This window comes from Pseudoalteromonas sp. PS5 (assembly GCF_004103255.1).
GTDB classification, from domain to species: domain Bacteria; phylum Pseudomonadota; class Gammaproteobacteria; order Enterobacterales; family Alteromonadaceae; genus Pseudoalteromonas; species Pseudoalteromonas peptidolytica.
The window spans coordinates 60,277-82,966 of record NZ_RCSQ01000080.1 but is presented as its reverse complement, the minus strand read 5'-3'; the positions used below and the strand labels follow the sequence as shown (position 1 = coordinate 82,966).

Genomic DNA, 22,690 nt, shown 5'->3' with positions numbered 1-22,690 from the left:
ATTTAGCCCCATACGGGGCTTTGTTGTTTTTATTATTAACTCGATTTGGTGACTTGAGCCGGTGACACTTTAGCCGCCTCTTTGGCTGGCACGTACACCGCAAGGGTGCTTACAAGCCAAGTGAAAATAGCAACCCCGACTAATAACGGGATCTCCACCACACTTTGCACGCGAACGTTGTGCATCAAAAAATAGTAAAGCAAAATCGAGAGGCCAAAGCCTAGCACTAAACCGATAAAGACTAAAATTGTATTTTCTTTTATTAAAGACCACATTACTTGACCTTTAGAAGCTCCCAGAGCACGCAGTATGCCGTGATCTTTTTTACGTAAGCTAACAGAAAAGCTAACGAGTGCAACGATGCCAAGTGCTGTTACCACACAAGCAATCAGGCTGATCCCTGCCATGGTGAGCGCAAAGGTGCTCCGGCCATCCCATAAACGTTTTTTAGCTCTGCCTACAAACTCGACTCGGTCAACCATTCGCCCATCTGTATGATAGAGTGCGGTTTCGACGTCTTCGAGCACCCGCTCAGATACTCCAGCTTCGACTCTGACTAAGTAATTTACCCGCTGACGATTGCCCCAAATAACTTCAGGAACAATTCCGGAATGATATGGCTGTTGGCTATACGTTGCACCTTCTCCCAGCATTTTGCCTTTATATACACCAATAACTTGATGCGCTATGCGCTGCCTTGAAATGTACACGGATTGACCGAGCGCAGAGCTATCACCAAATAACGACTTAGCTAGCTCTTCACTTATCATCATAACCCCTGCATTTTTGGTTGTTTCATCTCCTTTAATATATTCACTGGCATAAAATTTACGCCCCTCAACAAGCTCAAGTCCAAGTACATCTGCGCCTTTTTCATCAAGACCAAAATAACCAAACACACGGTAGTCAGTTTCTGGTTGGGTGTCTTTAAAAATAGTCCATCCTGGGCCTAAGCTATTCAATACCAACTCTCGACCAGCATAAGACGCTGCAATAACACCAGGCACTTTTTCAATCGCTTGAATGTCCTTTTCTATTAGGGCTGGGACATCGGTTGAGGTATCAAATACCCGCGTCGTGACATTGAGTATTTGACGCTCTTCAAGCTTTGATGGGATCAACCAATTTTGTAATGTTGCGTAGCTAATAAATGCGGTATTGCTGACAATCATCACTGTGATAGCTATTTGTAAAATAATTAATAACGCAATACTTTTTTGCTTTAGAATTAAGCTTAGAATGTGTTTAATCGCCATGTTTATCCCCTTAATTCCGATGCTGGTGATACGCGGCTACTGCGGTACACCGGATATAGTCCAGACAGTCCGACTGCCAAGAAAATACCTAGCGTTGTCACAAGCGCCAATTCACTATCGAACTGATAGATTTGCCTGACTTGCTCTGCTATGGCCATATAGTCAGTTTGGTACATGCGTAAATGGAACATCAATTCAAGACCTGCAAACGCCAATATAAACCCAAGGACAATGGCAGCTAGGGTTAACATTAAAATCTCTAAAAAGTGAATGATCATGATCACGCTTTGATTGGCACCAAGTGCCCTATATAGGGAAATAAGTTTGCGGTTAGCTTGAAATTTAGCCAGCAGAATACCAACGGTATTGACTAAACAAATACCAAATAATAAGTAAGAAAAAGTCAGGTAAATAGCTTCCCATGCCATAAAGCGCTGGATCAAAATATACAACTCGCCCATGCTATAAAAGTCGGTAAGGTTTTTATGTTGAAAACGACCAAGCGCTTGCTGCTGCTTAATATAATTATTCAACCATGCTTTTAATTCGGCCAACTGCGCCAATTCTATGTCATTGTGGTACTGAAACCACACCGTCAAATAACCACACTCTGCACTTTTCAGCATATCTATACTGCCACTACGAGGGCTGATTGTTGTGTATAAGTCGTCTGTTCTACACGTTACCTGTCCCGTTCTCGGAAAGTTTTGCGCATAAGCATAATTTAGTGGGATAAACACGTCGTGATTATAATTATTACTAAAGCTTAAATCTTGAAAGCGACGTTTATAACGCGTTAGGTCGACTACACCAGCAACTCGTATTTGCTCTCCCTGAACCTGAATAAACTGCCCTACAGAGTCTACTCCACCAAATAAGTGATCGTTGGCATGTTTGCTGATAACAGCGATTGCTTCGCCACTTTTCTCGCTTTGCGCATTCCACGCGGTACCATAGATAAACGGCACATCAAGCACATTAAACATCCCACTATCTGTACCTGACGCCTCAACACTTATTGGCCTAACTGAATTATCTGCAAGCCCCACGATAAATTCAGTGGTATAGTTAAACGATACATATTCATACGGTAAATTCGCTTGTTGAAGGGCCTGAGCATCTTGATACGTCCAACGAGGAAACTGCCTAAAGTCGTTCACGTCTTCATCGACGTCAAAATAGTTGAGGCCAGCTGTGTATAAGCTATCCCCCTTGTAGCCAATTACCTCACTACTGCTTTGTTTCACAATAGCAGACATCGTTAACATTAATGTGATCCCAACTGCTAGGTTGATCACCATCAGTGCACTGAGCTTGGGCTTTTGTTTTAACCCTTGCCAAGCTAACATTACTAATTCTTTCATTGCCTGCTCCTACACTGCCAGATCAGTTAGTTGAGATTTAGTGATGTCAGTGAGTTCGCCATCAAGAATTTGAATGTTACGACCTGCTCGTCTTGCCAGCTCATTGTCATGCGTTACCATAATCAATGTAGTACCCGCTTGGTTTACTTCTTGTAATAAGTCCATCACTTGCCTTGCCATTAAGCTGTCTAAATTACCCGTTGGCTCATCTGCTAATAAGAACCGAGGTTTTCCAGCTAATGCTCTGGCAATGGCAACACGCTGCTGCTGCCCACCACTTAGCTGTGCCGGGTAGTGTTTCATGCGGCTTGCAAGTCCAACAAGCTCAAGTGCTTCTTCAATGCGCTTTTTGCGCTCACTGGCTTTTATTCCTCTGAAAATAAGAGGAACTTCAACGTTATCATATAAAGATAAGTCGCTGATAAGATTAAAGCCTTGAAAGATAAAACCAATTTTTTCATTTCTTAGCTGTGACAGCTTTTTATCGTTAAGATTGGCAACGTTTTCACCATCTAAATAGTAGTCTCCACGTTCAAAGCGCTCTAATAAACCGGCAATATTCAAAAAAGTCGTTTTGCCTGAACCTGATGGACCGGTAACGGCAATAAACTCCCCCTCATCTATGCTCAAATTCACATTGCTCAGCGCATGGGTCTCAATCAGATCAGTGCGGTAAATTTTGCTTACTTCATTCATTTTTAACATTACTTATTCCTTCTCATTCTTATTTGATGCGCGGCTGACTTACTTACCGAGTAACACTCGCGCTTTGTTATTGAACGGCTCTAAACTTGAGATCACGATTTCTTGCCCCTCACTCAAGCCATCGATAACCTCAACTTCAGAAATACTTTTTACACCAAGCTGAATGGATGTTTGATCTGCCTGCTCACCGACAACTGTGTATGTAAAACGCCCAGCGCCTGTTTCAACAAATGCACCTCTTTTTACTTTGAGTACGTCTTGCTTTTGCGACAGAATAATTCTGGTTGATACCTTTTGATTTTGACGAAGACCACTTGGCTGCTCGTCAAATCGCACCCGTGCACTCACGCGGCCAGCTTCAATTTCAGGGGAAATTGCAACTAGCTTAGCGCTGTATTGATATTGATTAATGAATACCTCAGCGGCCATGCCTGCACCTAGGTTTTCTGCATAAATTTCAGGAATTTGTGCTTCCACTTCAAGCTCTGAAAGGTCAACCAATGATATGAGCGCCGCATCTTGCTGCACGAACTGTTTTTGCTGCACATGTACCGTACCAACAATCCCCGACAGCGGCGAAACAATATTAAGTGCAGCAACCTGACGCTGCACTTCTTCTAGAATATGTTGTTGTCGAGTTAGACTGAGTTCGCTACTTTTGAGCTCAAACGCGAGCCGCTCTTGCTCCAGTTTTAAAGACTCAATGGCATGCTGCTCTTGCAATTGTGCGCGCTTTAGCTCGACCATGGACTGCTCAAGCTCTAGCTTTGAGATGATTTGCTTTTCGATACTTTGTTTTGATCGCGCCATTTCCCGCTCAGCGGCTTCCAGTTCTACTTTCGCCATTTCCATGCGTTGTTTGGTATCGAGTAGCTGCTGCTTGATTGAGATCCGCTGGCGCTCAACTTCTGTTTGAAGCCGTTCAAACGTCGCTTCCTCTTGAAGTAGACGATTATCCAACTCAGGACTGTCGATGCTAAGTAAAATTTGTCCTGCAACTATGGTATCACCTGGTTTAACGTTGAGTGTTACCGTGCCTGATGCAATAGCGTATAGATCAGGGTTATTCGCAGCGAGCGTACGCCCCTCAACACGAATATCTTCGCTGATATCACCTCTTACGACTGTGGCAAGACGTATTTGCTCCCGCGACACCGCCTGCTCGGCAGATAAAATCGTGTTAATGCTTGGCCAAGCACTGGTTAATCCACCTAAGGTGATCCCAAGGGTAAGTAAAGCGATAACTGGCTTTTTTATGGTTCTTTTTTTGGCGACTTGTTTGTCTTGCGCACTTGTATCTTTAATCATGCTACCTCCATGCGGACAAGTTGGTGTCCGCTAATATGCTGAGTAATTAATAACAAGTAACGTGCCAGAATTTATATTATTGTTTTATATAGATTTTATTAATTTTAGCGATGTAAATTAGAGAAGTTGGACGGACACCGGACAGTTTGCGGACAGCGGTTGGTTGTGTTGGGTTGTTGTGATGATGGATTTTTGAGAGAGCTGTATTAAAGATCTCGGGATAAACCCGCTCCTACTCAACGTCGGTAACCCTTTAGCACAAAGTTCACTCTGTTAGCTCAGCAGCATAGGTAGCCATGACTTAACATGATATTAGGTTAAAACGATAACCGTACTCAAAAGATCGCGGGGTGAACCCGCTCCTACCTGAGGTATATTTTATCGCGGGATAAACCAGCCACATTAAATATTGATGTTTGGCATTGGAGTAACCCGCTGACATACAAAACTATTGGTACTGACTCTCACCCCACAGCTGTTTTAATTCTTCAATAATGACTGGGTCATCAATGGTAGACGGTACGATAATATCTTCTCCATCCACCAGCTGGCGTAAGTTCTTTCTAAGTATTTTACCCGAACGGGTTTTGGGTAAACGCTCAACGACTCTAATAGTTTTAAGACAGGCAATCGCGCCGATTTTTTCTCGGATCAAGACTCTTATTTCCTCTGTAATGGCCGCTTCAGTGGTGTTTACACCATCTTTTAATACCACCATAGCAATAGGCACTTGGCCTTTTAGCTCGTCTTTACCGGCAAATACGGCGCATTCTGCAATAGCATTATGGCCTGCAACAATTTCTTCCATTTCACCAGTTGACAGTCTATGTCCGGCTACGTTTATTACGTCATCGGTACGGCCCATAATAAACAGATAGCCGCCTTCATCAAAATAGCCGCCGTCACCAGAGAGATAATAACCGGGGTATTGAGACAAATAACTGCCTTTAAAGCGCGTCGTATTATTCCAAATAGTGGTTAAACAACCTGGGGGAAGGGGCAATTTAACTGCAACAACGCCTTGTTGATTGGCCTCACATGTACTGCCGTCGACATCGAGGATCTCAACTTGATAGCCAGGTATGGGAACCGTGGCACTGCCCGCTTTTGTCGGCATCAGCTCAATTCCAACGGGATTAGATGCGATAGCCCAACCCGTTTCTGTCTGCCACCAGTGGTCAATTACCGGCAGCTTTGTGGTGGACTGTAACCAGTCGTAGGTTGCAGGGTCGAGTCGCTCACCTGCCAAAAATAAGGTTTTTAAACTGCTGGTGTTGTAGTTAGCCAATAGCGCCGCGCTCGGATCTTCTTTTTTAATGGCACGAAATGCCGTGGGCGCACTAAAGAGCGCTGCCACTTGATATTCTTCAACCACTCGCCAAAACGCCCCAGCATCCGGGGTTTTAATCGGTTTACCTTCGTATAACACGCTGGTGCAACCATAAATCAGTGGGCCATAGACAATATAAGAATGCCCCACAACCCAGCCAATGTCGGATGCTGCCCAAAATACTTCACCGGGCTCCATGCCGTAAACGGTTTTCATACTGTAGTTTAATGCCACAGCGTGACCCCCCTGCTCTCGCACTACTCCTTTGGGTGTGCCTGTGGTGCCAGAGGTATATAAAATATAAAGCGGATGCGTGCTTGGTAAAGGCACAGCATCAAAAGATTCTGGTGTATTTGCCACCACCGTCCAATCTAGATCTCTTGGCGATGACATCTGTGCTTGGTATGCTTCACGCTGTAGCACAATGCAATGTTCCACTTGATGCTTTGCCAACGATAAAGCTTCATCCAGCATAGGTTTGTATTCAATAGTGCGACCTATTTCAATTCCACAAGAAGCACTGATCACTAGCTTTGGTTTAGCATCATCTATTCTCACCGCAAGCTCATGGGGCGCAAAACCGCCAAACACCACAGAATGAATAGCACCCACGCGCGCGCAGGCAAGCATAGCAACAACCGCCTCAGGCACCATGGGCATATAAATTACCACCCTATCACCTACGCTAACACCAAGTTGATTTAAGCCAGCCGCAAAATGGCTCACTTGAGAGAGCAACTCGCCATAGCTAATTTTGCGTTTGGTATTCGTCACTGGCGAGTCATAAATTAATGCGGTTTGCTCGCCTCGGCCTTGGTGTACATGATGGTCAAGTGCCAAATAACTGGTATTCATCAAACCATCACTAAACCAATGACTTAGCCCCTCTTGGTCTTGGTTATGTCCGATTTTTGGTGGCGTATGCCAATCAAGCCGTGCCGCTTCGTTGAGCCAAAATGCCTCTGGGTCTTGGGAAAATGTGTGGTATGCCTGCTGATAGGTTGTTGTTGTCATAATAGGTTACTCAGTTTTGCTAGAACAGAGTAAAGATAGATAAAAAGCCGCCAAGTTTTGATGAGACTTTAGTCTTGCGAGGATGATGTGGATCAATGTTGGGGGCGTTAAATATGATTATGTCTGTGCAATACATGTAATCACAGCGTCCTGAACAACAGTCATGATAGTAAATATGACTACGGTTCAGAAATCCACTGAGATTTATACAACCAAATTTACCTATTGCTCGCTTTCAAGCTTTAGCAGCAGCGCTTTAATATCATCTTTTGCGCCAGTGATATGCTTTTTCAAAAAGTCACAGGCCCCTTTGGTATTTTTATCGCGGCACAGCTCTAATAGCTGGCGATGTTCCTCGGGCGCAGTTTTAATGCCACCGGCAAGAAGGATGTGCATGCGCACGTAGCGCTCAGAGTTTTTGCTGTACACATCCACCAACTCGCGAGTTTGTGGGCGCTGTGCTTTGCTGTAGAGTTTACTGTGAAATTCGGCGTTGAGTTTGCCCGTTGCCAGCTGTGTATCACCAGCGGCAGTGGCTTCTTCAAGTTCAGCTAAGATGGCTTCGGCTTCTAATAGGTCGCGCGCGGTTAACTTTTCGATTGAGTGACGTAATAGCTCGGCTTCTAACAATGCGCGTAAGTCAAATATTTCATCAATTTGTTCGGCACTTAAACGCGTGACTGTCGCACCTTTGTGCGCTTCAAAGTTAACTAAGCCTTCAGCTTCTAGTTGCAGAAGGGCTTCTCTAACTGGGATACGACTGACATTTAACTCATCCGCCAGTGCGGCTTGCCTTAGCGGCTCGCCCGCTTTGATTTCGCCAGTGAGGATTTTTTCACGAATTGCTTCAGCAACTAATTGAGTTCGAGTTTTATGTACAATCGCCATAATCTTTAGTAATTATTGTTTTATGAGCCCATTATAAACGTATCTGAATGCAAATTGCATGTTTGTCTTAATTAATTACAGGGTCATGTATTGAGTTATCAGTGTCTGCGCAAAATTAGGTTTATGTTTATTGTACCGAGTTTCGCTTTATGGGTTACCTGTAAACGAACAAATATATTTGCTCTTCGTCATTAAGTCGAACCCAGCAATATCGCATTAGGAACGACCCGTATAACGATGACTTTATTAGTGAACACAAGTCTCTAGTGCGTGGTCGAAGCTTCCCCCAGCGTCTAAGCAGTTGTCAACCGCAATAAAATTACTGGTCAGGACAAAAAATACAACAGTACTGACTAGCGCTATGACCCCTAAAACCAGCGCTAGCTTGAACTTGTGCTTATTTGAGTTGATTGGTGAATTAGGCTTTTTATCTGTGTCTTTACAAACCATGGATACTATGACTGTTCCGATTATTGTTATGAAAAGCGCTAACTTATCACTCTATACATATCCACTCAAGCAAAAAACTCTTAAGTACCAACCTACAGCTCAACCTCGCTATAAGCATGAACACCGCCTTAAGTACAATACAGTAAAAAGCCCATAGCGGTACTATGGGCTTGGTTTGCTTAACTTTGTATACAAATTGGTCTTACGAATCGTTTGAGCGCTTCTAACCCTACCGATGTTGAGCGTACATCGGTTGATGACGGAAACGGCCCACCATGGTTCATGGTGGCACACACTTCAACGCCTGTTGGCATTTGCCCGTAAATCAGTCGACCTACACGGTATTGTAGCGCTTCTATGATGTCTTTAGCTTGATGTAGGTCAGACTCAGTGCCGTGAATGCTGGCGGTGAGCTGTCCATCTAAGTCTGCGATTAAGTCTTCAAGCTGCGCTAAGTTGTCATAGCTCACCACTAAAGCACTTGGCCCAAAGACTTCTTCTTTAAGCCTTGCATCGGTTGCAAAGCTTTCGCTATCCGTCAGGAACAAGTGAGCGCTGGCGTGAAACGGCTGTGCTTGCTCACCAGCGCTCAACAACGTTACTTGAGGGTGTGCTTTTAGCGCCGCGATGCTGTTTTGATAAGCTTTTAAAATGCCCGGAGTCAGTAAGGTATCTGAAGGTGCTTCACTAATATGTCGCTTAGTTGTCTCGATAAATGCTCGCGAACTACTACTTGGCACCAACCAAATACCGGGGCTAGTACAAAACTGACCATTACCCATAAGTAAAGACTGGACAAATTGTGCACCAAGCTCTGCGCCTTGTGCCTGTACTTTTTCAGGTAAGACAATTTGCGGGTTCACGCTGCCAAGCTCAGCGTAAAGCGGAATAGGTTCATGGCGCTTCGCGATGGTGTCTTGCAATGCTTTTGCAGCGCCAAAGGAGCCTGTAAACCCAACTGCTTTGATAGGCTTAGCTTCCACCAGCCAATGCGCAACATCGTACGCTTTGGCTTGCAGCATTGAAAACACCCCGCTTGGCATATCGCACTTGCTTATTGCTGTGGCGATGGCCTTAGTCATTAGCTCACACGTTGCCGGATGTGCTGGGTGACCTTTATATACCACAGGGCAGCCAGCGGCTAACGCAGCTGCGGTATCGCCTCCGAGCGTTGAAAAGGCATACGGGAAGTTTGACGCGCCAAACACCGCAACAGTGCCAATTGGAATATGCTTAAGCTGTGTTTTTGGCTTAGGCAGCGGAGTGCGATTTGGGTCCGCTTGCTCTTCTCTATCTAAACTGAGCTCTGCTAGGTTATCTCTCAGCGCTGCGGCAAATGCGTTTAATTGGTTGACCGTGCGGCCACGCTCGCCCTCAAGCCTTGCTCGTGGCAGGTTAGTTTCAGCCATCGTGGTAGTTATTAGCTCATCACCTAAGGCGAGAATTTCTTGTGCTATGGTCTCTAGAAACTCTGCACGAGCAGTCATCGACGTTTTACGATAAGCCTTAAAAGCCTGCTCTGCTGCATTAACGGCTTCCTGTACTTGTGCTTCACTGGCGTTAAAAAGTGCTTGCGTTAACGGTTCATTGGTTGCAGGACAAAACGCATAAAATGTTGTTGCATTTTGCGCAGCTTGCCACGCACCGTTAATGTAGCTCTTTCCTGATAAATTCATTGTTAGCTCCTGTTTTCTTTCAGTCTTAATGGCTAGAGCACCTGAAAACCAAATGCGTAAGGATCTTCGTCATCTACTGTAATGCAGTTACTCCCCGTTTGACGTGCCCAACCTTGAATACTTGGTTGAATAGCCACTTTTCCAGCGACCTCTGTTGTGCCTTCGACCTTACCGATAAATTGACTGCCTATGATGCTCTCGTGAACAAATGTATCACCCTCTTTTAGCAGCCCCTTTGCATATAACTGCGCCATTCTTGCACTTGTGCCTGTGCCACAAGGTGACCTATCAAGTGCTTTATCGCCATAAAATACCGCGTTTGCAGCATGACTATCTGGATGTTGTGGCTTGCCTGTCCACAACACATGGGAGGCGCCACACACGGTAGAGTCTTCAGGGTGGATAGGGTTTATTTGCGCGTTGACTGCCGCGCGCACTTTGGGGCTCCATGCCAGTAATTCAGCGGCGCAACTTTGATCCACGCCAGCAAATAGACTTTGAGGCTCAACAATAATGTAAAAGTTACCGCCGTAAGCGATATCAACAGTAAGCTCTCCTAGTCCATCAATGTGGACAGGCACCGCTTGATACGCCAAAAATGCCGGTACATTATAGAGTCTTACCCAAGTCACTTTACCTGCATTCATTTCATAATAAGCATTCACGCGCCCCGCTGGAGTATCAAGCTTGAGTAAACCATGTTCTTTTGGAGTAATAAGGCCACTTTCTAGGCCAAAAGTGACTGTCCCGATAGTGCCATGTCCGCACATCGGCAGACACCCAGAGGTTTCGATAAATAGGATTGCCACATCCCCATCAGCAGTGGTCGGTGGATATAAAAAGGCACCCGACATCATATCATGGCCTCTGGGCTCAAACATCAGTGCGCGCCTTATCCAATCGTAGTCACGTAAAAAGTGTTGGCGCTTTTCACTCATGCTCTCACCCAAAAGCGTTGGATGACCGCTTGTGACCAAGCGCACAGGGTTGCCACAGGTATGGCCATCAATACAATAATAGGTGCCCAAAATCATACGCTTAGTCCAAGTTAAATTGGCTTAAGTCAATTCGATTTGCCATTGCTTCATCGAACAAGCGACTTACATAGGCTTTTTCTTCTTGAGTAAGAGGTAATCTTGGCGAGCGAGTTACTTCACTACCTCGTCCGGCTAGCTGCTCGGCATATTTAATGCACTGCACCAGTGTTGGGATTGTATCTAAGCGTAACAAAGGTAAAAACCAACGCCACAACGCGCGCGCTTCCTCAAAACGACCTTGCTCAGCAAGCCTATAAATAGCCACTGACTCGCGTGGGAATACATTAGTCAATCCCGAGATCCAACCCGTTGCGCCAAGCATCAAGCTTTCCAGTGCGATATCATCAACACCACCAAATACTACGTAGCGATCGCCAAATGCGCTAAATAGCTCGCTAATACGGCGAGTATCTTCCGTTGCTTCTTTTACAGAAACAATATTGGACTCTTCAGCTAAGGTTTTCATGCCATCAATTGACACGTCGACACCATAGGTCACTGGATTGTTGTAAATCATAATAGGTAACGCGGTGCTACGCGCCACCTGTTGGTAATGATGAATAGCTTCGCGCTCGGTAGAGCGGTAGACCATCCCCGGCAATACCATTAGCCCATCTATGCCAAGCGCTTCTGCATCCTTGGCAAACTCAATAGCCAGTGCTGTTGTGGTCTCAGCCACACCACTAAGTAGTGGCACTCTATCACCTACCACCTCTGTTGCAGCTTTTAAGACTTGGCGTTTCTCGTCAGCTGTGAGTGAGCAATTTTCACCTACGGTGCCTAATACTATGATGCCATGAACCCCTTCGTTAATCAGGTTATCTATCATCGCTTTGGTGGTATCAAAGTTGATGCTTTCATCATCATGGAATTGAGTGGTTACCGCTGGATATACACCCTGCCAATTTACCTTCATGGTTCTCGCCTTTCATTAAGTTGTTTAGTTATTGTGCTTGCCATCATAGGTATATTGTATACAATAATCAATATTCAACTTGAGATTTTTTAGCCATCCACTCAAATGATTGGCTTAACTCTCTATAGTCTTATGATTTATATGTAATAAATTTTTCTTCTTGGTAATTAAACGAGGCCTGATTGATGGCTATGTGGAAATACAATTTAAGATGGTGAGGTACATCGTGGAAAATAATAATAACATTGCAGTGATAGGTGCTGGGATTATTGGGATCACCACAGCGCTGCAATTAGCTCGACGAGGCCACACTGTTACATTACTCGATAAAAATCAGCCCGCAGAGGGATGTTCTGAGGGTAACGCTGGGCATTTTGCCACAGAACAGGTATTTCCCATGGCAAATGCAGCTTTACTAACAAAAGTGCCTGGCATGTTAGTCAATCCGATGGGGCCTTTGCGAATTGAGACCACCTCTTTGCTCAAAAATATTCCTTGGTTTGTACGATTCTTAAAGCAAATGAAAAGTAGCTGCTTCCATAAAGGTACAATCGCACTTAGAAGTTTAAATGAACGCGCACTACCCGCATATCAGCGTTTACTTGGTGACAAATATCATACACTTATATCTAGTAACGGCAGTTTACTGGTATTTGAAGGTGACGAAAGCTCTGCGCGTCAAAGCTATCACAAATACGCCGAACAAGACATCTCAGTGAGCTTACTAACAGGTGATCAAGCCCGAGAAATGGAGCCGAGCCTATCAAATACTATTACCTCAGCACTGTATTTTGATAAAGTCGCGCATAGCACAGATCCCTACGCCCTCTGTTTGACGTTATATGAGCAGTTTATGCAGCTAGGCGGTACGTTCAAGCAAGGCTCAATCGATAATATTACCCACACAGGGCATGGCTATACACTTCACTCCAAAAGCCACAAGATAACCTTTAACAAAGTAGTCGTGGCAACAGGTGCTGCAAGTAAAACGCTCTGTGCGTCTTTAGGTTACTCACTGCCCATGATTGCCGAGCGTGGTTATCACAATATGTTGGCAGTGAATAACACGCTTACCAGACCCGTCGCATCAAGTGAACGAGGGTTCATTATGACGCCAATGACAACAGGGTTAAGACTTGCCGGTACAGTAGAATTTGCCACACTGGAGAGTAAACCCAACTACAGCCGTGCTCACGCGTTATTACATCATGCACGCATACTGTTAAACTCATCGCTGCCACAGGAAAATGATAACTTGTGGGTTGGTTTCCGCCCTTCACTCCCAGATTATTTACCCGTCATCGGACAAGCGCCTAATCATCACAACCTTTATTTTGCACTAGGTCATCAACACCTAGGACTGACCCAAGCCGCAATTTCAAGTGAATGTATCGCAGATCTTATTGACAACAAGCCCAACGACATCGATCTTACTCCTTTTAGTATTGCTCGATTTAATTAAACAAGGAGCACAAAAAATGAAAGGTATTGCATACCAAAGTGCGCAGCAAGCGCTAGATAACTTAGAAGATATGACCAAAGGCGTAGCACCGATTGGCGAAAGCGAGTATTTAGCAAGAATAGAAAAAGCTCAACACTATATGCAGCAAAACAACATTGATGCACTCTATTTAAATGCAGGTACAAATTTAAAGTACTTTACCGGTTTACAATGGTACGCCAGTGAACGTTTGGTCGGCGCTATTTTACCCGCTACCGGACAAGTCCAGTTTATCGTCCCATTTTTTGAAATTGGTTCTATTAAAGATTATTGGCTGATTGAAGGCCCTATCCATGCTTGGCAAGAAGAAAAATCTCCTTACGAGCTTGTCGCAAACGTACTTAACACACTCAATATTGATAGCACAGGTACACTCGCCATTGACGAAAGCACTGCGTTTTTTGTTGCTGATGGGATCAGACTCGCGGCTCCAGAGCTTTCGCTTATTAATGCAAAGGCAGTAACCGCACATTGCAGAATGCATAAATCGGCAAATGAAATTGCCCTTATTCAACGCGCAATGGACATGACACTTGCCGTACATAAAGCGACGGCATCTATGCTGTATGAAGGGATCACCACAACCGAAGTGGAAGCCTTTGTTAATGAAGCGCACAAAAAAGTGGGCGCACCGGGCAATTATTTTTGTATTGTGTTATTCGGTGTCGCGTCCTCATTCCCACATGGCGTGAAAAATCCGCAAACGTTGAAAAAAGGCGATGTGGTTCTCGTCGACACTGGCTGTAAGTTACACGGCTATCTTAGTGATATCACTCGTGCTTATGTTTTTGGCGCCCCCAGTGAAAAGCAAAAATCCGTTTGGCAAATCGAGAAGCAAGCGCAACTTGCAGCATTTAACGCAGCCAAAGTTGGCGCGAGTTGCGGCGCTGTTGATAAAGCCGCGAGAGAATATATTGCCAGCAATGGGCTAGGTCCTGACTATCAACTACCTGGTTGCCCACATCGCACTGGACATGGTATCGGCTTAGATATCCATGAATGGCCTTATTTAGTCAAAGACAACCCAGAGCCGCTTGCCGCTGGAATGTGCTTTTCAAATGAGCCTATGCTGGTTATTCCTGACGAATTTGGCATTCGCTTGGAAGACCATTTCTATATGACCGACGATGGCCCACGTTGGTTTACTGAACCTGCGCACAGCATAGACAACCCTTTTGGGGTCGAATAGCATTAGCAGTAAATGATGAGTTGTTCTGATGAATAACTCATTATTTATCATGATTGATTTGAGCACAGCTTAATTGGTATAAACTTCACACCTACAATTTACTGCGCCACAACTTATGATTGCAACGACTCCACCAACACCCTATTACGCCGTAATTTTTACCAATATAAAAAATGAAGACGACGAGGGCTACGCACAAACCGCGTCGAGAATGGTCGAGCTTGCTAAGCTTCAACCCGGATTTTTAGGACTAGAATCAGCACGTGAAGAAATTGGGATCACGGTTTCTTATTGGCGAGACCTTGAGTCAATCAAAGCATGGAAAGCTAATGCTGAGCACATTGAAGCGCAAAAAAGCGGTAATAATAAATGGTATCAAAGCTATACCACCCGTATCGCTAAAGTGGAAAGAGAATACAGCTTGTAACGGCACAGTAACGATGAGCTTAATACATGCTCAATTTGAAGGAGTAAATCTGACGCTAACAGCGTTAAAAATTTCTTATTTAGAACAACTAAATAGCAAAATTTTTGCCTTGCCTACAGGACGTAGGTACCTCGGCGTGAGCAGGACGCGGAAGCGGTGTTATCGACAAGATTTTCTCACCTCAAAATAGACCACTTAATTAAGAAAATTGGTATAACTTGAGGTTTGGATAAGTCATCATCGAGATCAAAAAAGCTCCATAAGGAGCCTTTTTAAAACGATGGTATTAACTTACCAACCCGCTTTCTCTTTTAGTGCAGAACCGATTTCTGCAAGAGAGCGAACGGTCTTAACACCCGCAGCTTCAAGTGCTGCGAATTTCTCGTCAGCTGTGCCTTTACCACCTGCGATAATTGCACCAGCGTGACCCATACGCTTACCTGGAGGCGCTGTAACACCAGCAATGTAAGAAACTACTGGCTTAGTTACGTTGTGCTTGATGTACTCAGCCGCTTCTTCTTCAGCTGTACCGCCGATCTCACCGATCATCACGATAGCTTCAGTTTGCGGATCATTTTGGAACATCTCAAGTACGTCGATGAAGTTAGTACCTGGAATTGGATCGCCACCGATACCAACACAAGTAGATTGACCGAAGCCAGCGTCAGTAGTTTGCTTAACTGCTTCATAAGTCAAAGTACCAGAACGTGACACGATACCTACTTTACCAGGCATGTGGATGTGGCCAGGCATGATACCAATCTTAGTTTCACCCGGAGTGATAACACCTGGGCAGTTAGGACCAATCATGCGAACGCCAGTTTCTTCTAGCTTCACTTTAACATCAACCATATCTAGTGTAGGGATGCCTTCAGTGATACATACGATTAGCTCGATACCTGCGTCGATCGCTTCAAGGATAGCGTCTTTACAGAAAGCAGCTGGTACGTAGATAACAGATGCAGTTGCACCAGTTGACTCTACCGCCTCACGTACTGTGTTAAATACAGGTAGACCTAGGTGAGTTGTACCGCCTTTACCAGGAGAAACACCACCAACCATTTGCGTACCGTACTGGATAGCTTGCTCAGAGTGGAAAGTCCCCTGACCACCAGTGAAACCTTGACAGATTACTTTAGTATCTTTGTTAATTAGTACAGACATTATTTGCCCTCCGCAGCAGCAACTACTTTCTCAGCAGCGTCAGTTAGTGACTCAGCTGCAATGATGTCAAGGCCTGAGTTAGCTAGTACTTCACGACCAGCTTCAGCGTTAGTACCTTCTAGACGTACAACTACTGGTACGTTTACGCCAACTTCTTTAACCGCACCAATGATACCTTCAGCGATCATGTCACAACGTACGATACCACCGAAGATGTTTACTAGTACTGCTTTAACATTGTCATCAGAAAGGATGATCTTAAACGCTTCAGATACACGCTCTTTAGTTGCGCCACCACCAACATCTAGGAAGTTAGCTGGCTTACCGCCGTGTAGGTTTACGATGTCCATAGTACCCATCGCAAGGCCTGCACCGTTAACCATACAACCAACGTTACCGTCTAGTGCAACGTAGTTAAGCTCAAAGCTTGCCGCGTGTGCTTCACGTGCGTCTTCTTGTGAAGGATCGTGGAACTCACGGATTTTAGGCTGGCGGAATAACGCGTTACCGTCAACACCAATTTTGCCGTCTAGGCAGTGTAGGTTACCAGCGTCTGTGATTACTAGAGGGTTGATCTCTAGAAGTGCAAAGTCGTGGTTGATAAACATTTGCGCTAGACCCATAAAGATCTTAGTGAACTGCTTAACTTGAGTTGGGTTCAAACCTAGTTTGAACGCTAGCTCACGACCTTGATAAGCTTGAGGACCTACAAGTGGGTCAATCTCAGCTTTATGAATTAGTTCAGGCGTTTCTTCTGCAACTTGTTCAATTTCTACACCACCTTCAGTTGATGCCATGAACACGATCTTACGTGAGCCACGGTCAACAACAGCACCTAGGTATAGTTCATTTGCAATATCAGTGCAGCTTTCTACTAAGATTTTAGCAACTGGCTGACCTTTCTCGTCTGTTTGGTAAGTAACTAGGTTTTTACCTAACCAGTTTTCAGCGAATGCGCGGATTTCGTCTTTGCTGTCTGCAAGTTTAACACCGCCAGCTTTACCACGGCCGCCTGCGTGTACTTGACACTTAACAACCCACTTGTCTCCACCGATTTTACCAGCAGCTTCTACTGCTTCTTGAGGTGTATCACAAGCAAAGCCTTCTGATACAGGTAAACCATATTCGGCAAAAAGTTGTTTTGCCTGATACTCATGCAAATTCATGATGCTTTATCCAATTTTTTATACTAAAAAAGCTGAATATTTATGCAAATAGTCAGCTATCCCAAATTGCGCACATAGTATAGATCCCAAGGCTTCTGATGAAAACCCCACTTAGACCAAAGGCGCAAAAAAAAAGCTGTATGCGAGCATACAGCTTATTCTTTAAACAAATATTATACGTCTAGCAGTAGACGTGTTGGATCTTCAAGCAACTCTTTAATTGTCACTAGGAAGCCAACTGACTCTTTACCATCGATTTGACGGTGGTCATAAGAAAGCGCTAGGTACATCATAGGTAAGATTTCAACCTTACCATTTACTGCCATAGGACGCTCTTGGATTTTGTGCATACCCAAGATTGAAGACTGTGGTAAGTTGATGATAGGTGTAGAAAGTAGTGAACCAAACACACCACCGTTGGTGATTGTGAAGTTACCGCCAGTCATATCATCAACTGTTAGTTTACCGTCACGACCTTTGATAGCCAGTTCGCGAATGTTCTTTTCGATTTCAGCAACTGATAGCTTATCGCAGTCACGTAGTACTGGTGTAACTAGACCACGAGGCGTAGATACCGCGATACTGATATCGAAGTAGTTGTGGTAAACGATATCATCACCGTCGATAGATGCGTTCACTTCAGGGAAACGTTTCAGTGCTTCAGTTACCGCTTTCACGTAGAAAGACATGAAACCTAAACGGATACCGTGACGCTTCTCAAACACTTCTTGGTATTGTTTACGAAGATCCATGATTGGCTTCATGTTTACTTCGTTAAACGTTGTCAACATTGCTGTTGAGTTTTTCGCTTCTAGTAGACGGTTAGCAATTGTCTTACGAAGACGTGTCATCGGTACACGTTTTTGTGTACGCTCGCCAACAGGGGCAGCAGGTGCTGATGCAGCTGGCTTAGACTCTGCTTTTGCTGGCGCTTTAAGGAAGGCGTCAACGTCTTCTTTTGTGATACGACCGCCTTTGCCAGAACCTTTGATCTTAGAAGCGTCAAGGCCTTTTTCTGCGATAAGGCGACGAACAGATGGTGTTAGTACATCTGAGTTTTCGTCAGAAGATGCTGCTGGTGCTTCTTCTTTTTTCTCGCTAGATGCTGCCGCTGGTGCGCCACCGGCTACAATTTTACCGATCACTTGTTCAGCAAGTACGGTATCGCCTTCAGCGTGAATATGTTCACCCATCACACCGTCTTCAGGTGCAACAACTTCAAGAACCACTTTATCTGTTTCAATATCAACTAAGTTTTGGTCACGGCTAACCGCTTCACCTGGTTGAACGTGCCAAGTTGCGATAGTAGCATCTGCTACTGACTCAGGAAGTACAGGTACTTTAATGTCCACTTCTTTACCTTCTGATGCTGGCGCCGACTGAGGCGCTGCTGTTTTTTCATTTGATTGTGCAGGCGCTGCTGCTTCATCAGCAGCACCTAATTGTGCAATAACCTGTTCGCCAAGAACGGTTGCGCCTTCTTCTTCTGAAATTGCAACGATAACACCATCTTCAGGTGCTACGACTTCTAAAACGACTTTATCTGTTTCGATGTCAACTAAGTTTTGATCACGAGTCACTTTATCGCCAACGCTTACATGCCATGTAGCAACCGTTGCATCAGCAACAGACTCAGGAAGAACAGGAACCTTAATTTCGGTTGTCATCTCTTATTCCTTATTTCTTGATTGTTAAAGCGTCAGCAATTAACGCGTTTTGTTCTTTAGTATGTGTAGACATGTATCCACATGCTGGAGCAGCTGAGGCCTTGCGACCTGCGTAAGTTAAATTAGCGCCAGATGGAATAGCTTCCCAGAAATGATGCTGTGAACAATACCACGCACCTTGGTTTTGTGGCTCTTCTTGACACCAAACAAAATCTTTCACGTGCTGGTAGCGAGCCATGATCTCGTCCATTTCTTTGTGAGGGAACGGATATAGCTGTTCAACACGAACAATAGCAACGTTGTTCAACTCTTGCTTACGACGTTCTTGTAAAAGTTCGTAGTACACTTTACCGCTACAGAATACGACACGCTCAACATTTTCTGGATTGATATCATCAATCTCGTCGATCATGTTGTTGAACACGCCTTCTGAAAGCTCTTCTAATGTAGACACAGCTAACGGATGGCGTAGTAGTGATTTAGGTGTCATCACAATCAAAGGACGACGCAATGGACGTACCGATTGGCGGCGCAACATTGCATAAACTTGTGCTGGTGTTGACGGCACACATACTTGCATATTGTGGTCAGCACATAGCTGTAAATAACGCTCTAGACGTGATGAACTGTGCTCTGGGCCTTGACCTTCATAACCATGAGGTAGAAGTAGTGTTAGGCCGCACAAACGTCCCCACTTTTGCTCACCTGAGCTTAAGAACTGGTCGAATACGACTTGAGCGCCATTTGCAAAGTCACCGAACTGTGCTTCCCACAGTACCAATGACGTTGGTTCTGCTGTGGCATAACCATATTCAAATGCAAGTACCGCTTCTTCAGAAAGCACCGAGTCATAAACCTCAAATACGCCCTGACCTTCACGTACGTTTTGTAGCGGAAGATAAGTAGCGGCATCTTGTTGGTTATGCACGACAGCATGACGGTGGAAAAATGTACCACGACCAGAGTCTTGACCCGTTAAACGAACATCAGTACCTTCGTCAACTAACGTTGCATAGGCTAACGTCTCTGCCATACCCCAATCTAATAGCTTTTCGCCCTTCGCCATTAATTTACGATCGTCGTATATCTTTTTCACACGCGATTGTGCTTTATGCGTTTCTGGGTAATTGGCAATCTTTTCGCCGAGCGCTTTGAGTTTTTCTAACTCAACTTTTGGCTCATATGGCGCGTCCCAGTCATGACCGACATATTTAGACCAATCCGAAGAATGCTTAGTTTCTTTTTGAATTTCTTCTACTACACACACGCCTTTATCTAAGCCGTTACGGTAGTCTTCAGAAATTTGTTTTGCATCTTCTTCAGAGAACACACCTTCACGTACAAGCTGCTCAGCATATAGCTGGCGAGGTACTGGGTGCTTTTTGATCTTTTGATACATCAGCGGCTGTGTTGCATTTGGCTCGTCCGCTTCATTGTGACCGTGACGACGGTAACATACTAAGTCAATCACTACGTCACGCTTGAACTTGTTACGGAAATCAAGTGCCACTTGTGTAACGAATGCAACCGCTTCTGGGTCGTCAGCGTTAACATGGAAGATAGGTGCTTGAACCATCTTCGCAATGTCAGTACAGTATTCCGTTGAACGTGTATCTTCACGCTTTGACGTCGTGAAGCCAACTTGGTTGTTCACAACAATACGAATTGAACCACCGACACCGTATGCACGCGTTTGCGACAAGTTGAAAGTTTCTTGAACAACACCTTGTCCAGCAATCGCTGAATCACCATGGATCGTAATAGGTAAAGCCTTTGATCCGCTTTGGCAATTTAATCGGTCAAGACGAGCTCGTACAGACCCCATAACAACAGGGTTCACAATCTCAAGGTGAGATGGGTTAAACGCCAATGCCATGTGGACATTGCCGCCTTTTGTACCAAAGTCCGACGAGAAGCCCATGTGGTATTTAACATCACCAGAACCTGCATGTTCACCGTATTTGCCAGCAAACTCATCAAATAGTTCTTGTGGATTTTTACCCAATACGTTAACCAATACGTTAAGGCGACCACGGTGTGCCATACCAATAACAGCTTCTTGCTGACCGCTCTCACCTGCACGGTGAATTAATTCTTTCAGCATAGGTACTAAAGAATCACCACCTTCTAACGAGAAACGTTTTGCACCTGGAAATTTTGCACCCAAGTATTTCTCTAAACCATCAGCGGCAGTAAGGCCTTTGTAGATTCTTAATTTGGTTTCTTTATCGAATTGTGGCGTAGCGAAGGTCGATTCTAAACGCTGCTGTAACCAACGTTTTTCTTCGGTAGACGTGATGTGCATGTACTCTGCACCGACAGAGCCACAGTATGTCGCTTTTAGTGCAGCGTACAAGTCTTTTAGCTTCATCGTCTCTTTGCCACATGCAAAAGAGCCGACGTTAAATTCTTTTTCTAGATCTGCGTCAGTTAAATCATGAAAAGTGGGGTCTAAATCGCGAACGCGTTCTCGCTCCCAAATCCCAAGTGGATCTAGGTTCGCGTTTTGGTGACCCCTAAAACGAAATGCATTTATTAACTGCAGAACTTTAACTTGCTTGGCGTCAGCAGAACCCTCTGTTGATACCACGACTTCTCTGTGTTTGTTTTTTGCAAGTTCCGCAAATTGCGCTCTTACTTCGGAATGTTTTGTATCAACATCCACACCATCAACTTTAGGTAGTTGATCAAACACCTCTCGCCATTCTTCTGGCACTGAAGCTGCATCATCTAGATACGCCTCATATAGATCTTCTACGTACGCAACGTTGCCGCCGTACAAATGCGAAGATTCTAGCCATGCCTTCATCACACCTTCGTGCATCTATTAGCCCTTTTATCTAGCGCAGAAACTCAAACGAAAACAAGATGGCAAGCGATTGCTTGCCATCTTAGCTAGTAGTATGTGTTATACCGAGCGGTTTAACAACATTGATTTAATTTGTCCAATTGCCTTAGTTGGATTAAGACCTTTAGGACATACGCTAACACAGTTCATAATACTGTGACAGCGGAATACGCTGAACGCGTCATCAAGATCTGCAAGGCGCTCTTCTGTTGCTGTATCACGGCTATCAGCCAAGAAACGATAAGCATGTAAAAGACCCGCAGGACCGATGAACTTGTCTGGGTTCCACCAGAAAGAAGGACAAGACGTTGAACAACATGCACAAAGAATACATTCATACAAGCCATCTAGTTTTTCGCGTCTTCAATAGACTGAAGACGTTCTTCACCACCAGTTGGCTTGTCGTTGATCAAGAAAGGCTTAACCTTCTCGTATTGCGTATAGAACTGACTCATATCAATTACTAGGTCACGAATTACTGGTAACCCCGGTAATGGACGAATAACGATCTTACCCTTACCGCCTTTCTGCACTGCAGAAATTGGGGTAATACAGGCGAGGCCGTTCTTACCGTTCATGTTTACACCGTCAGAGCCACAAACGCCCTCACGACATGAACGACGGAAAGATAAAGTTGGATCTTGCTCTTTTAACTGCATCAGAGCATCCAACACCATCATGTCACGACCTTCCTCTACTTCTAGAGTGTAGTCTTGCATACGTGGTGCTGAATCTTCATCAGGGTTATAACGATAAACTGATAATTCTAAAGTAGCCATCGCTG

16 protein-coding genes and 1 pseudogene are annotated in these 22,690 nt (G+C 44.7%); 3 read left to right on the top strand and 14 right to left on the bottom strand.

Annotation, left to right across the window (positions count from 1 at the left end):
* Positions 1–35: 35 nt before the first annotated feature.
* The 9 genes from D9603_RS11170 to D9603_RS11125 all read right to left on the bottom strand — a co-directional run bounded on the left by D9603_RS11170 (position 36) and on the right by D9603_RS11125 (position 11,944).
* Entirely contained in the window at positions 36–1,256 is a 1,221-nt protein-coding gene (locus tag D9603_RS11170; protein ID WP_128731363.1) for an FtsX-like permease family protein, read from the bottom strand.
* A gap of 2 nt (positions 1,257–1,258) precedes the next feature.
* Entirely contained in the window at positions 1,259–2,620 is a 1,362-nt protein-coding gene (locus tag D9603_RS11165) for an ABC transporter permease (protein ID WP_128731362.1), read from the bottom strand.
* Positions 2,621–2,629: 9 nt separating this feature from the next.
* Positions 2,630–3,325: an ABC transporter ATP-binding protein gene (locus tag D9603_RS11160; protein ID WP_128731361.1), complete on the bottom strand. Its 696-nt coding sequence runs from the start codon at positions 3,323–3,325 to the stop codon at positions 2,630–2,632.
* A 39-nt stretch (positions 3,326–3,364) separates the two neighbouring features.
* Entirely contained in the window at positions 3,365–4,633 is a 1,269-nt protein-coding gene (locus tag D9603_RS11155; protein ID WP_128731360.1) for an HlyD family efflux transporter periplasmic adaptor subunit, read from the bottom strand.
* 448 nt (positions 4,634–5,081) lie between these two features.
* Positions 5,082–6,977: a propionyl-CoA synthetase gene (locus tag D9603_RS11150; RefSeq protein ID WP_128731359.1), complete on the bottom strand. Its 1,896-nt coding sequence runs from the start codon at positions 6,975–6,977 to the stop codon at positions 5,082–5,084.
* A 222-nt stretch (positions 6,978–7,199) separates the two neighbouring features.
* Positions 7,200–7,865 carry a GntR family transcriptional regulator gene (locus tag D9603_RS11145; RefSeq protein ID WP_128731358.1) on the bottom strand — a complete coding sequence of 222 codons (666 nt, stop codon included), beginning with the start codon at positions 7,863–7,865 and terminating at the stop codon, positions 7,200–7,202.
* Between the two features lie 629 nt (positions 7,866–8,494).
* Positions 8,495–9,991 carry an aldehyde dehydrogenase (NADP(+)) gene (locus D9603_RS11135; protein ID WP_128731356.1) on the bottom strand — a complete coding sequence of 499 codons (1,497 nt, stop codon included), beginning with the start codon at positions 9,989–9,991 and terminating at the stop codon, positions 8,495–8,497.
* 32 nt (positions 9,992–10,023) lie between these two features.
* The gene (locus D9603_RS11130) at positions 10,024–11,025 is read right to left on the bottom strand and encodes a 4-hydroxyproline epimerase (protein ID WP_128731355.1); all 1,002 of its coding nucleotides are present in this window, start codon (positions 11,023–11,025) and stop codon (positions 10,024–10,026) included.
* Between the two features lie 4 nt (positions 11,026–11,029).
* Positions 11,030–11,944, bottom strand: a complete 915-nt coding sequence (locus D9603_RS11125) for a dihydrodipicolinate synthase family protein (protein ID WP_128731354.1) — start codon at positions 11,942–11,944, stop codon at positions 11,030–11,032.
* A 226-nt stretch (positions 11,945–12,170) separates the two neighbouring features.
* Here D9603_RS11125 and D9603_RS11120 point away from each other — a divergent pair, with 226 nt between their 5' ends.
* From D9603_RS11120 to D9603_RS11110, 3 genes are all read left to right on the top strand, one after another.
* Positions 12,171–13,406 carry an FAD-dependent oxidoreductase gene (locus D9603_RS11120; protein WP_128731353.1) on the top strand — a complete coding sequence of 412 codons (1,236 nt, stop codon included), beginning with the start codon at positions 12,171–12,173 and terminating at the stop codon, positions 13,404–13,406.
* A gap of 16 nt (positions 13,407–13,422) precedes the next feature.
* The gene (locus D9603_RS11115) at positions 13,423–14,634 is read left to right on the top strand and encodes a Xaa-Pro peptidase family protein (protein ID WP_128731352.1); all 1,212 of its coding nucleotides are present in this window, start codon (positions 13,423–13,425) and stop codon (positions 14,632–14,634) included.
* Between the two features lie 115 nt (positions 14,635–14,749).
* Positions 14,750–15,061, top strand: coding sequence for an antibiotic biosynthesis monooxygenase (locus D9603_RS11110; RefSeq protein WP_128731351.1), 312 nt, complete (start codon positions 14,750–14,752; stop codon positions 15,059–15,061).
* A gap of 291 nt (positions 15,062–15,352) precedes the next feature.
* Here the strand turns inward: D9603_RS11110 and sucD are convergent, their stop codons facing one another.
* From sucD to D9603_RS11085, 5 genes and pseudogenes are all read right to left on the bottom strand, one after another.
* Positions 15,353–16,225, bottom strand: coding sequence for a succinate--CoA ligase subunit alpha (gene sucD / locus D9603_RS11105; RefSeq protein WP_099641555.1), 873 nt, complete (start codon positions 16,223–16,225; stop codon positions 15,353–15,355).
* Entirely contained in the window at positions 16,225–17,391 is a 1,167-nt protein-coding gene (gene sucC, locus D9603_RS11100) for an ADP-forming succinate--CoA ligase subunit beta (protein ID WP_010371452.1), read from the bottom strand. The genes sucD and sucC overlap by 1 nt, the downstream gene beginning before the upstream one ends.
* A gap of 173 nt (positions 17,392–17,564) precedes the next feature.
* Positions 17,565–19,058, bottom strand: a complete 1,494-nt coding sequence (gene odhB / locus D9603_RS11095; RefSeq protein WP_128731350.1) for a 2-oxoglutarate dehydrogenase complex dihydrolipoyllysine-residue succinyltransferase — start codon at positions 19,056–19,058, stop codon at positions 17,565–17,567.
* Positions 19,059–19,068: 10 nt separating this feature from the next.
* Complete coding sequence (gene sucA, locus D9603_RS11090; protein WP_128731349.1) at positions 19,069–21,882, bottom strand: 2-oxoglutarate dehydrogenase E1 component; 2,814 nt, start codon at positions 21,880–21,882, stop codon at positions 19,069–19,071.
* Positions 21,883–21,966: 84 nt separating this feature from the next.
* Positions 21,967–22,685 (bottom strand): annotated as a pseudogene (locus D9603_RS11085) (succinate dehydrogenase iron-sulfur subunit).
* Positions 22,686–22,690 lie beyond the last annotated feature (5 nt).

Bases quoted from the DNA above. Each gene is read 5' to 3' on its own strand.
- D9603_RS11110 (WP_128731351.1), top strand. From the start codon at position 14,750: ATGATTGCAACGACTCCACCAACACCCTATTACGCCGTAATTTTTACC.
- D9603_RS11155 (WP_128731360.1), bottom strand. From the start codon at position 4,633: ATGATTAAAGATACAAGTGCGCAAGACAAACAAGTCGCCAAAAAAAGA.
- D9603_RS11165 (WP_128731362.1), bottom strand. From the start codon at position 2,620: ATGAAAGAATTAGTAATGTTAGCTTGGCAAGGGTTAAAACAAAAGCCC.
- sucD (WP_099641555.1), bottom strand. From the start codon at position 16,225: ATGTCTGTACTAATTAACAAAGATACTAAAGTAATCTGTCAAGGTTTC.
- D9603_RS11170 (WP_128731363.1), bottom strand. From the start codon at position 1,256: ATGGCGATTAAACACATTCTAAGCTTAATTCTAAAGCAAAAAAGTATT.
- D9603_RS11150 (WP_128731359.1), bottom strand. From the start codon at position 6,977: ATGACAACAACAACCTATCAGCAGGCATACCACACATTTTCCCAAGAC.
- D9603_RS11135 (WP_128731356.1), bottom strand. From the start codon at position 9,991: ATGAATTTATCAGGAAAGAGCTACATTAACGGTGCGTGGCAAGCTGCG.
- odhB (WP_128731350.1), bottom strand. From the start codon at position 19,058: ATGACAACCGAAATTAAGGTTCCTGTTCTTCCTGAGTCTGTTGCTGAT.
- D9603_RS11125 (WP_128731354.1), bottom strand. From the start codon at position 11,944: ATGAAGGTAAATTGGCAGGGTGTATATCCAGCGGTAACCACTCAATTC.
- D9603_RS11160 (WP_128731361.1), bottom strand. From the start codon at position 3,325: ATGTTAAAAATGAATGAAGTAAGCAAAATTTACCGCACTGATCTGATT.
- sucC (WP_010371452.1), bottom strand. From the start codon at position 17,391: ATGAATTTGCATGAGTATCAGGCAAAACAACTTTTTGCCGAATATGGT.
- D9603_RS11145 (WP_128731358.1), bottom strand. From the start codon at position 7,865: ATGGCGATTGTACATAAAACTCGAACTCAATTAGTTGCTGAAGCAATT.
- D9603_RS11130 (WP_128731355.1), bottom strand. From the start codon at position 11,025: ATGATTTTGGGCACCTATTATTGTATTGATGGCCATACCTGTGGCAAC.
- D9603_RS11115 (WP_128731352.1), top strand. From the start codon at position 13,423: ATGAAAGGTATTGCATACCAAAGTGCGCAGCAAGCGCTAGATAACTTA.
- sucA (WP_128731349.1), bottom strand. From the start codon at position 21,882: ATGCACGAAGGTGTGATGAAGGCATGGCTAGAATCTTCGCATTTGTAC.